Origin of the sequence: Vagococcus allomyrinae (genome assembly GCF_017829975.1) — a bacterium.
In the GTDB taxonomy this organism is placed as follows: domain Bacteria; phylum Bacillota; class Bacilli; order Lactobacillales; family Vagococcaceae; genus Vagococcus_D; species Vagococcus_D allomyrinae.
This window is the reverse complement of sequence record NZ_JAEEGA010000006.1, coordinates 46312-58827: the sequence shown is the minus strand read 5'-3', so window position 1 is coordinate 58827 and position 12516 is coordinate 46312. Positions and strand designations below refer to the sequence as shown.

The window sequence follows — 12516 nt, the reverse complement described above, 5'->3', positions numbered from 1 at the left end:
TTCCTACCATCTTCCTTCACTGTTAAATCTGATTCCAATCCCGTGTGGGTATTTCCACTTCTTTTTCAAATACTTTTTCCAGTACCTCTCTGACAGAAACTTGACGCAACCGCTCCTCCCAAAGACGATCTGCTTCTGAGAAAAAAGAGGAGACAATGCTGTGGCCATTTTGAGCATATTCGTCAAATTCTGAGAACGCCCGTTGTAAAACACCGATATCTGGAAAGGTTTCTAAAGGCCCTTCAATGGCCTCGACAATTTCTAAGAGAGAAATTTCCGATGTCTCTTTTTCCAAATAAAAGCCGCCATTATTTCCTGACACACCACCGATTAACTTAGATACTACCAGTTTACGTAACAACTTTTTGATATAGGATTGAGAGACCGATAATTTCGTATAGATACTTTCTGACGAGACGGGCACATTTTTGGGTTGCATGGAAAGCATGGCCATTATGGCCAAAGCTTGCTCTGTTGCATTGGTCAATTTCATGTAAGTCAACTCCTTTAATCACATTAAATAAATAACATCTATTTAATTCCTCTACTTATGAAATCCATTATAGATTTTATTTATCTCTAATGCAAGTATTTTGATTTTTTTCTGTAATTTTCTTTACTTACTCTTTCACAACCAAAAAAAATTACAGTCAGTTACCCTAGAGGTAATTAACTGTAACCAATTTAAAACGATTGTTAAGGACGACAAAAATCACTTAGTCTAAGCTTTAACAACATTCTATGTCTATCTTAATTTCATCATTTTCCTGCCGATTTTTGTCACTAAAAAGAGGCGCTTATACAAGGAGTGCCTCGTCACTTATTTTAAAACTGCCTAACCCTAAGTGAACACCTCATAACATCACAAGCAGCTTCGTGAGTGATTTCATCAACAGTTCTTGTTTTCTCACTTTTTCATTTGTTATCTTATCTATCCTGATTTCTCTCTGCCACCAAAGCTTTTCGTAGTTCCATCGAATTTTTCTGTTGTGTTAAAATAATCATTTCCTCAACCAATGAGTGATCCCATCACTCGTTTTATAACACATTACCACTGAACCAAATCCCATTAACATCACAAGCAGCTTCATGAATGATTTCAGCAACCATTCTTGTTTTTTCACTTTTTCATTTGTTATCTTATCTATCCTGATTACTCGCCGCCACCAAAGCTTTTCGCAGTTCCATCGAATTTTTCTGTTGTACTAAAATAATCATTTCCTCAACCAATGAGTGATCCCATCACTCGTTTTATAACGCATTATCGCTGAATAGAATCCCATTAACATCACAAGCAGCTTCGTGAGTGATTTCATCAACAGTTCTTGTTTTCTCACTTTTTTATTTGTTATCTTATATATCCTGATTTCTCTCTGCCACCAAAGCTTTTCGCAGTTCCATCGAATTCTTACGTTGTGCTAAAATAATCATTTCCTCAACCAATGAGTGATCCCATCACTCGTTTTATAACACATTACCACTGAACTAAATCCCATTAACATCACAAGCAGCTTCGTGAGTGATTTCAGCAACAATTCTTGTTTTTTCACTTTTTTATTTGTTATCTTATATATCCTGATTACTCGCCGCCACCAAAACTTTTCGCAGTTCGATCGAATTTTTCTGTTGTACTAAAATAATCATTTCCTCACCCAATGAGTGATCCCGTCACTCGTTTTATAACACATTATCGCTGAGTTTAATCCCATTAACATCACAAGCAGCTTCATGAGTGATTTCAGCAACCATTCCTGTTTTCTCGCTTTTTCATTTGTTATCTTATCTATCCTGATTTCCCACTGCCACCAAAACTTTTCGCAGTCCATCGAATTTTTATGTTGTGCTAAAATAATCATTTCCTCAACCAATGAGTGATCCCGTCACTCGTTTTATAACGCATTATCACTGAACCAAATCCCATTAACATCACAAGCAGCTTCATGAGTGATTTCATCAACAATTCTTGTTTTTTCACTTTTTCATTTGTTATCTTATCTATCCTGATTACTCGCCGCCACCAAAACTTTTCGCAGTCCCATCGAATTTTTACGTTGTGCTAAAATAATCATTTCCTCAACCAATGAGTGATCCCATCACTCGTTTTATAACGCATTACCGCTGAGTTGAATCCCGTTAACATCACAAGCAGCTTCATGAGTGATTTCATCAACAATTCTTGTTTTCTCACTTTTTCATTTGTTATCTTATCTATCCTAATTTCCCACTGCCACCAAAGCTTTTCGCAGTTCCATCGAATTTTTATGTTGTGCTAAAATAATCATTTCCTCAACCAATGAGTGATCCCGTCACTCATTTTATAACGCATTATCACTGAATTGAATCCCATTAACATCACAAGTAATCTCATGAGTGATACCCTCACTCATCTCTGTTTTTGGCGTTTTCTAATTTGTTATCTTTTTTTGCGATTTATTTCGCCGGCATGAACTGATTTACTCTCCATCAACAAGCTGGTGCTGATTGAACTCATTTGCTCCAGAGCTTTCCCTTATCAGTCGTTCCTGTTTCTCGAAATTTATATGGCGTACTAGCTTGTCTATCTTTTCTTAAAACTTATTATTCTACTATAATACTAAATTACGAGCTGACTTGCAAGCGTTTTCATGATTGTTATAAAAATTTTAATAATTTAAATAACCAGCGATTAACAGACAGTTTCATCAAAAAAGACAGAGCCTCAGCTCTGCCTTTCTTACTTAATTATGCTTTACCTTTTGAACCGAACCATTCGATTCTTTGTTTCACTAGTTCAGTCACAGCAGTTGTGCCTGGTTCTAGTAATTTACGAGGGTCAAAACCTTTACCTTCAAGATCTTTTCCTTCTTCAATGTATTTACGAGTTGCCGCTGCAAACACTTCTTGACATTCAGTGTTTACGTTAATTTTAGATACGCCTAGAGAAATTGCTTTTTGAACTTGCTCTAAAGGAATACCAGATCCACCATGTAATACTAGAGGTTTGCCATCAGTCACATCAGCAATAGCTTTTAATGTATCGAAGCTTAAACCAGTCCAGTTTTCTGGGTAAGAACCGTGGATGTTACCAATACCAGCTGCTAAGAAATCAATTCCAGTATCTGACATTTGTTTACATTCAGCTGGATCAGCTAATTCACCAGAACCGATGATACCATCTTCTTCGCCGCCGATGCTCCCAACTTCACACTCAACAGAAACGCCTTTAGCATGAGCTTTAGCCACAACATCTTTTGCTTCTTCTAAGTTTTTGTCAAACGGATGGTGAGAACCATCATACATAACAGACGTGTAACCTAATTCGATACATTTTAATGCATCTTCATATTCACCGTGGTCTAAGTGAAGTGCTACTGGAACTGTAATTCCCATAGATTCAATTAAATCTTCAACCAAGTGAACACATAATTGGTAGCCACCCATGTATTTTGCAGCGCCCATAGATGTTTGAATCATGACTGGAGAGTTAGACTCTTGAGCCCCTTTTAGAATAGCTTTTGTCCATTCTAAGTTGTTTGTGTTAAAAGCACCGATTGCATATTTACCTTCACGCGCTTTTTTTAACATTTCTGTAGCTGATACTAATGCCATTTACAATTCCTCCTATTAGTGGAAAACAATTTTTGTTAAGTCGAACTTAACTGACATACATATTTTATCAGAAATAAGAGTACATTTCTACCTAAAAGCAGAAAATTATCGCTTTATTTGAAAAACATTTCACATTTACACGAGTTTTCACTCGAATTTCTGATAATTTCTGAAAAAATTAGATTAATCGCCTAAGGCTGCTCCGATAAAAGCTTTAAATAAGGGTTGTGGTCGATTTGGTCGTGAAATGAGTTCTGGATGGAATTGAGCTGCCACATAAAACTTATGTGCGGGTAGTTCCACAATTTCAACTAAACGATTATCTGGTGAAACGCCTGAGAAAACTAACCCTTTCTCGGCCATGATCTCACGATACTCATTGTTAAACTCATAACGATGGCGATGACGTTCTTCAACTACAGCTTGTTCGCCATAAGCTTGCCAAGCACGACTGCCAACTTTTAATTGACAAGGATACAAACCTAAGCGCAAGGTACCACCTAATTCCGTGACATTTTCTTGATCAGTCATTAGATCAATAATATTATGAGTGACCGTCGGATTATTTTCGGCTGAACCAGCATCTGGCAATTTCACTACATTACGGGCAAATTCAACGCACGCTAATTGCATGCCTAAGCAAATTCCTAAAAATGGCACATCATTTTCCCGGGCATAACGAATGGCTTCGATTTTTCCTTCAAGTCCTCGATCACCAAATCCCCCTGGCACCAAGATCCCATCGGCATCCTTCAATAACTCAACTGCGTTATCAGCTGTGACCAGCTCTGAATTAACCCAATCCAATTCAATATCAGTGTCATACTCAAAACCAGCATGTTTTAACGCCTCAACCACCGATAAATAGGCATCGGGCAGTTCAACGTATTTTCCTACTAAAGCGATTCGCGTTTTTTTGGTCAGATTTAATACTCGTTGTTCCAAGGCTTGCCACTGGCTCATATCAGCCGCTGGTGTCGTTAATTTTAAGTGATCGCAAACCAATTGATCCATCCCTTGTTTTTGCAGATTTAAAGGAATGGAATACAACGTCTCAACATCCAGCGACTCAATTACTGCCTCTGCCTCTACATCACAAAACAACGCCAACTTTTCTTTCATCGACTGAGGGACTGCTTGCTCCGTTCGAACCACTAACAGATTCGGTTGAATTCCTAAACTGCGCAACTCTTTCACACTGTGTTGCGTGGGTTTAGTTTTCATTTCACCAGCCGCCTTTAAGTAAGGAATTAAGGTGGTATGGATATACATAACATTGTCAGACCCAACATCTCGTTTCATTTGACGCAAAGCTTCTAAAAAGGGCAGCGATTCAATATCGCCAACTGTACCACCTACTTCCGTAATAATCACATCCGCTCCAGTTGTTTCCGCGGCCCGCATAATCCGACTTTTTAGTTCATCGGTAATGTGTGGAATGACTTGAACGGTTGCCCCTAAATAATCACCACGTCGCTCTTTCTTTAAAACCTCTTCATAGACTTTCCCGGTTGTGACATTGGAGAACTTGTTTAAACTAATATCAATAAAACGCTCGTAATGACCTAAATCCAAGTCAGTTTCAGCACCGTCATCTGTAACAAAGACTTCCCCATGTTGATAAGGACTCATGGTCCCTGGGTCGATGTTAATGTACGGGTCAAACTTTTGAATGGTTACCTTCAATCCTCTGTTCTTTAGCAAACGTCCAAGTGACGCTGCTACGATTCCTTTACCGATTGACGACACCACGCCACCTGTTACAAAAATATACTTCGTTGTCATTACAAAACTCCCTCTTTCTTCTTTTCCGGGGGGAAGACCATGGTCATGTCACACATTGTCAGACAGCCAAATTTACCGCCTGGGCCTCTTTAAGTAGCCCCTGGACAATTGACCTCTTAACAACGCAAAAGCTCCCTATTCCTTCTGAATAGGGAGCGTAAATAACAATCGTTTTGACTAGCCCCTTTTTCAAGGGTGCCCAATAAAAATAATACAAGGTATTGATCCTCAAGTCAATCAAAAGCTTCGTTATGTTAATTAAAACGAGTAAAAGCCAGAACCGGTTTCACTAGTATTAATCATGATATTTTTTGTTTGACTATAAGCATCCAGCATGGATTTATAAGTTTCCCGTCCAATCCCTGATTGTTTGTACCCACCAAATGGCGCGCCAGCTGGAATAGCATTATACGTGTTGACCCAAACTCGCCCTGTTTCCAACTGTTTACTGACCTTGAGTGCTCTATTCAGATTTTCCGTCCAAACACCACCGCCTAACCCGTAAATCGAATCATTAGCCATGGCAATCACCTCAGCTTCATCTTTGAATTTAATCACCACAGCAACCGGTCCAAAAATTTCTTCTCGAGCCACGGCCATCTCATTGGTCACATCGGTCAACAATGTGGGGGCTACATAGCACCCATTTGCAAGCTCACCATCCGTTAAGCGATGGCCACCTACCGCTACAGTGGCCCCTTCTGCTTGGCCTTTTTCAACACAGGCCAAAATATCCTTGACTTGTTTTTCATTGACCTGAGCGCCCATTTGTGTGCTAGTTTCCCAAGGCATGCCAACTTTGACTTTGCTGAATTCAGCAATCAAACGGGTGACAAATTTATCATAGATTCCTTCTTGTACAAAAATTCGAGAACCTGCACAACAAACCTGTCCCTGGTTAAAGAGAATACCTAACTGAGCCCCATCAATCGCTTTTTCAAAAGGCATGTCATCAAAGAATATATTGGCTGACTTGCCTCCTAATTCCAGGGTTGCTGGAACAAGTCGCTTAGCTGCGGCAATGCCCACGTTGCGCCCAACTTCCGTCGAACCGGTAAAGGCCAACTTATGAATTCCTTCATGATGGAGCATGTACTCTCCTGACTTGGAGCCACGGCCAGTGATCACATTAAGAACGCCTTTTGGCAAGATGCCATCAATTAAGCGCGCAAATTCTAAAATGCTTAATGAAGTACTAGATGATGGGTGAATGATAATAGCATTACCAGCCGCTAAGGCAGGCGCAATTTTCCAAGCGGCCATTAAAAAGGGGAAATTCCAGGGAATTATTTGCCCAACGACACCGATCGGTTCTTTTAAAACCAGGCTTAACACATCTTCACTCAAGGTTTGTGCCGCCCCTTCTTCGCTGCGAATAACCCCGGCGAAATAACGGAAGTGATCGGCCCCAAAAGGAATATCAATATTGGTTGTTTCACGAATCGGTTTGCCATTATCCAAAGATTCAACCAGTGCTAAATGAGCCATGTTCTCTTCAATCACATCGGCGATTTTCAATAGTAATTGACTGCGCTCTTCAATACTAAAGCGACGCCATTCAGTTAATGACTCGTTAGCTGCTACTACAGCTGCATCCACATCCGCGTCAGTCGCATCCACAAACTCCGCTAATGGCTCGCCATTGGCGGGACTGACGGCTGTAATCAATGAGCCCTCAGTTGCTTGAGTCCATTCACCATTGATGAATAGACCGTATTTTTTTTGTAACTCAACGTTCTTTACCATGTTATTACCTCCATTTTTTGAAAAGATAGTTGTACTAAACATTGTATCGCTTTCACAAAGAAATGCAAGGTTTTTCTGTTCTTTTATCAAGCTTGGAAGACATCTATACCACTATCATTCTATAAATCACCCTCAAAAAAATAGTATCAACAGTTAAAGTTTGCTCACTTTACCGCTCATACTATTTTTCTAGCTCAAGTGATGAGCTCGTTATTAATCAACAAAAAATGCTTTGACTAATTCCTTATTTTCTTCTGCAAAAGAATCGTTGTGAGAGCTGACACGGCCATATTCATAAGCCTCTGGCTCAATGTATCGTTTGGCCTGATTAACCGCATTACAAGCATCGTGAAAAGCGCCGGCGATCAAATGGAGCTTGCCATCGTGTTTGACCACATCGCCAGCGGCAAATATCCCAGGAATCTCTGACATATTGCTTGCAGCTGTTTGAATATAATAATCTTCTACCGTGGATAAGCCCACGCTGTTATTATCAAAAATTGTGCTTTCGTATTCAAAGCCATGGTTAATGACTACCACATCTACCTCGACTTCCTTTAGAGCGCCTGTTTTGGTCTCCTTCAGTATCACCCGCTCGATTTGAGTGGAGTCAGTCGAACTAGCTACTAACGCTTGAATATCATGATTATTATGATAAGAAACTTGACTAGCTAATAATTTTGTCACTTCCGCCTCATGGCCTTTTAATTGATCCTTACGGTAAGAAAGATGAACTTCTGCTGCAATCGGTTCAAGTAAATTAGCCCAGTCAACCGCTGAATTGCCTCCTCCTGATATTAACACTCGTTTTCCTTTTAACGAAGCCGGATTTTGCACGGTGTACAACAAGTTAGTCAATTCAAATTTTTCAGCGCCGTCGATTTGTAGCTTAGTCGGTTTCAACAACCCATAACCAATCGCCATAATAATTGTTTTACTGTAATGTTTAGTTCCTGACTCGCTAGTCAACACGAAAGACTGGCCTTCATGATCGATACTGACTATTTTTTCGCCAGTGACAATCGTCGGCTTAAAGAAAAGCGCTTGTGCCACCAAATGCTCAATCACCTTACCAGCTGGTTGTGGCGGCAAACCGCCGATATCCCAGATTATTTTTTCTGGGTAAACATTCAATTTGCCTCCTAAAGTATCGTGGTATTCAATGACTTTTGTTTTCATCTCTCTTAACCCACTATAAAAAGCGCTAAATAAACCGGCAGGTCCGCCACCGACAATTGTTACATCAAAAATATCTTTCATTCTATCCAACCCCTTCTTCCCTTATTCCCATAATGATGGCATATAACATTTCCCGAACCATCTAACCTTAAGAATAGGGAGCTAATTAACTTCCAATTGAAAATGAGAATCACTCTCAATTAGAATTATAAAGAGTCTCGACCAATAAAGCAAGGGACTGGAGGGATAATTGTCGAATAACCATGGTTAAAAAAGGCCGCATTTTCCATTTGAGAAAATACGACCTTTTGATTAAAAGGATTAACAAATTAAACAAGTCTTAGAACAAGCTCGACTTCTTGCTCTAACCGTTGCCCTGTTTCAACAAACCCGTAATCTTTATACAGCTTTAAGGCCAAATGATTTTCAGGTTTGGTGCTTAGTTTCAGTATCTGAACCCCTTCATTTTTAAAGTAATCAATGATAACAGGCATAACAGCCTTGCCGTAGCCCTTTCCTTGAAATTCCTTGTCAATCATCAAACGCCATAGCCAAAATTCATCCCTTTCCTCATCAAAGGCAAACATGGTAAAGCCAACAACATGATGATCAGCGTATATCGCAAAAGGTCGAGCAACTTTTGGTAAAGCACGCCCTTCAGCAATTGAATCGGCATTTTCGGAAATAATATTTTGCGATTTCTGTTCTGAGGTTACTTCTAAGGCACAAACAGCTTGATAGTTTGCCTCATTAATCATTTTTAATTCGACCATACCCCCATACCTTTCACAGATTGACACACTTACTTAACTGAGCCACCGCGGACTAAATGTGTCCTGATAATTTCGTTTTTAACGGATTCTCCTTTAAGCATGGCAATCAATTTTGCCGCAGCCATGGCTCCCCATTTTTCTTTGGAATAGCGAATGGTTGTCAATCTTGGTTTAACGTAGCGACTGACTTCGGTATCGTCAAACCCAATAATTTGAATATCTTGTCCTATTTCCCACTCTGTTTCTGCAAAAAAATCATACATCCCAATCGCCATTTCATCGTTTAAACAAAAGACATGCTGATTTTTCTGGCCTTTTTTATAGATGATATCGGCGGCCAGAGTACCACCATTTTTGGAAAAATCACCTTGAATAATCTCAAATTCAATTTCTAAATAGTCCAATTGCTTCACTGCGTATTTCAAACGTTCTTCGCTATCGTATGTATCTTTAGGGCCCGTCACTAAATAAATTTTTTCTGGATTATTCTCAGATAATAAATCAATGGCAATCGTTGACCCGCGTTTGTTATCCAATAAAATATTGCAAAGCTGTTTATACTTAATGCGACGATCCAAAACAACAATACTATGACCACGATCCACATAGTTTTTTATCTCTTCTGTCGGAAAGGTTGAATCAAGTATGATCGCCCCATCCACCATTTTTTCTGGCACAAACAAATGAGATTTTTCTCCCGAACAAATAATCACATCGTAGCCTTCCGCATTAAGCCCGTCGGTAATACCTTTCATCAAAGATCCGTAAAAAGCCCCACCATAATTAGTCAAATAGATGCCAATTAAGTCCGTTTTTTGCTTTTTCAAGGTTCGCCCTGCCATATTTGGAATATAATTTAATTCCTTCGCAATTTCCAAAATGCGCGCTTTCGTTTCAGCTTTCACTTTAGGACTATCATTTAAGGCGTAAGAAGCAGTCGAGATTGAGACATTCGCTCGCCTAGCTATCTCTTTTATTCCAGCCATGTGCATTCCTCCTTTTAGCTATTGTAACTTTTTAATCAACTAATGTTCTGCTTCGGCTGCGTCCTCCTCAGTCACAACAGCTTGATAAACAATTTTCTTTAAGCTGATTGACTGAAGATAACACACAAAAGCAAAACCAAAACTCAAGACAAAAAATAAGGATTTTGGTAAAAAAATCGGCAGAATAACTAACATAATCACTGCTTCACCAAACATTAAGATCGACTCTGCCACATGTGAGAGCATCAAGTAGAAGGCGGCTTTTATGGTATTTAATAGACTATTTTTTTGAATTGCTAATAAGGCAAAAGTATAGGGCAGATACAGACAAATCCCCGCCGCGACAACGAAAAAAGGTAAGGATAATAATAGATTAAACCGACTGACGACAAACAGTACCAATCCTAAAATAGCCACGGCCAAGAATTGAACTAAAAATAACAAACTGCCAGTGATAAAATGCTCCTTAAACGCCTTTGAATAATCCTTATAAACTGTCAGGTACGCATCATTTACTGATTGCAAACTCACTTGATACAACGCCGCTAACGCAGGTCCAATCGTCACGATCGGCAGACAGGACAGAATAAACATAATATTTAACAATACTAAGTTAGCCACTCGATTCAAAAACGAAAAGAAAAAACCATCTACCTTAAAAAAGCCATCCATTTTAACACCTTTACCTTTCACATCACGTTTACTCTATTATATTACCATATAATAGCGATTTCTTTCACTCACTAAATGAATTCCTTTTTACTTTTAAGACAAAAAGAGAGGCCCATTTCCCCCTCTTTCGCCTTTATTCTATTGCTTATTTATCCAAATCTAGTTTCTCACGGTTTTTAGCCATGTTTTCATTTTGAATTTTAAGGATATCATCCCAGCTGTTGTCTTCGCGGAACTTCTTGTAAGCGTCTAATTTTTTATCAAATTCTTTTGAATCTTTAGAACGTAACATGCTGATTAAACTTGTGTGCCAATTTTTCTCAATTTGCTCAAAGCTACGGGCTTCAGCTGTTCCAGCTTCTGGTTTGATATTTTCAATAATGAAATGAGGTTTAAGTTTCCCAACACCCCATTCTTGCATTTTTTTCAATGAGAAATCTTTTTTCGGTGCTGCTAGTAAATTAGTCCGATCGTGGCTGAATAACAAGAATTCAGTTAAACGGTATTTTTTACTGGCTTCTTCTGGCTTCTCAAGTTGTAATTGTTGGATCTCTGGTAAAATTTCAATTTTATTGTCGGCAGTGTATTGGAATGTTTCGCCTTCAATTCCAAATTTAGTCAAAATTTGACCTTGCTCACTAATCAAGTAAGTAAACAATTGAATGGCTTTAGCAGGATCTTTTGCATCTTTTGACACATAGTTAATCATCCAACCAGAAAGCCCCGTTGCATTAAGCGTCGGTTCGTTGCCTTTGGTGCTTTGTGGGCCATCAATTGGCAAGTACTCATTGCCAGGATTAGCATTATTAAACTCTTGTAAACGGCCACCTTGACCACTAATACCATCTAACAACATCGTGGCATATTTACCAGATTTAACTTTTTCATCAAAGGTTGGGCCATCATCAGCAAAGCTATCATCTACCACATTGCCATCTTGATAAACTTCATTGATCGTTTTCAACCATGTTAAATAATCTTCATCTAAATTACGGTCATAAAATTCGCCATCTTCTGTTTCAAGTGGCACACCAATCCAATCTTGAAGTGGTTTTTCAAGTGCGCCTGTATTGTCAACTACGGGATTAAAGCCAAATGGTACTAAGTCAGGGAATTTAGCACTAATATCTTTCATCGCTTGGCGGAAGTTTTCTGGAGTGTCCAATTTTGGTTGACCAATTGCGTCATAAACATCCTTGCGAATGATAAAGTTAGTATTGACTGGCATGATATTATCTTTGTAATCTTGCGTCGTATTAGAGAAATTGGGATAACCATATGTTTTACCATCATCCATTGTAAACCAGTTTAAGGTTTCCTGAGCAGCTACTTCATTAAAATAAGGGTCAAAGTTTTTTGCTAACTCATCTAAAGGCAGCGCCCAGGTATTGGCTTTTTTAGCTGCCGCTGAGTTGAAATCTGTTAATGTGACAATATCAGGTAGTTCTCCACCTGAAAACATCGTATTTAGTTTTGTATCATCGCCAGTAATAATCTCAACGTCTAAGTTTAAATCTTCTTTAATCTTAGCGGTCACCATATCTTGTCCCCAGTCTAATTTCAACCAATCTGCATTGATATACCAGGTTAATTTATTATCTTTTTTCGTGTCCAACTGCCAAGCTGGTTTTGTTGCATCGACTTCATAGCGCCCTTCAATCGAAAAATCTGAGGCCTTTTTAGCTTCTTTCTCCTTACCACCACAAGCAGCCAGTGTTAATGACGCAAGTGCTAATATACCTGCTCCCATAACGATTTTTTTCTTCATCTTTACCATTTTATTACCC

9 protein-coding genes are annotated in these 12516 nt (G+C 39.0%); all 9 read right to left on the bottom strand.

The features are described 5' to 3' along the window. Window positions 1-22 precede the first annotated feature (22 nt). Window positions 23-493: an RrF2 family transcriptional regulator gene (locus tag I6N95_RS10360; protein ID WP_209527328.1), complete on the bottom strand. Its 471-nt coding sequence runs from the start codon at window positions 491-493 to the stop codon at window positions 23-25. 2228 nt (window positions 494-2721) lie between these two features. Next, window positions 2722-3588 (bottom strand): class II fructose-bisphosphate aldolase, encoded by an 867-nt coding sequence (locus tag I6N95_RS10355; RefSeq protein ID WP_209527326.1) that lies wholly within the window; start codon window positions 3586-3588, stop codon window positions 2722-2724. 183 nt (window positions 3589-3771) lie between these two features. Continuing rightward, a complete protein-coding gene (gene pyrG / locus I6N95_RS10350; RefSeq protein ID WP_209527324.1) occupies window positions 3772-5373 on the bottom strand; it encodes a CTP synthase in 1602 nt (533 codons plus the stop codon). Between the two features lie 258 nt (window positions 5374-5631). Then, the gene (locus I6N95_RS10345; RefSeq protein ID WP_209527322.1) at window positions 5632-7119 is read right to left on the bottom strand and encodes an aldehyde dehydrogenase family protein; all 1488 of its coding nucleotides are present in this window, start codon (window positions 7117-7119) and stop codon (window positions 5632-5634) included. Between the two features lie 213 nt (window positions 7120-7332). Next, window positions 7333-8379: an NAD(P)/FAD-dependent oxidoreductase gene (locus I6N95_RS10340; protein ID WP_209527320.1), complete on the bottom strand. Its 1047-nt coding sequence runs from the start codon at window positions 8377-8379 to the stop codon at window positions 7333-7335. 248 nt (window positions 8380-8627) lie between these two features. Beyond that, window positions 8628-9071: a GNAT family N-acetyltransferase gene (locus tag I6N95_RS10335; RefSeq protein ID WP_209527319.1), complete on the bottom strand. Its 444-nt coding sequence runs from the start codon at window positions 9069-9071 to the stop codon at window positions 8628-8630. Between the two features lie 29 nt (window positions 9072-9100). Next, entirely contained in the window at window positions 9101-10057 is a 957-nt protein-coding gene (locus tag I6N95_RS10330) for a LacI family DNA-binding transcriptional regulator (protein ID WP_209527317.1), read from the bottom strand. 39 nt (window positions 10058-10096) lie between these two features. Then, window positions 10097-10750, bottom strand: a complete 654-nt coding sequence (locus tag I6N95_RS10325; RefSeq protein ID WP_209527315.1) for a DUF624 domain-containing protein — start codon at window positions 10748-10750, stop codon at window positions 10097-10099. A 124-nt stretch (window positions 10751-10874) separates the two neighbouring features. Then, window positions 10875-12506: a type 2 periplasmic-binding domain-containing protein gene (locus tag I6N95_RS10320; protein WP_430727533.1), complete on the bottom strand. Its 1632-nt coding sequence runs from the start codon at window positions 12504-12506 to the stop codon at window positions 10875-10877. Between the last annotated feature and the right edge of the window lie 10 nt (window positions 12507-12516).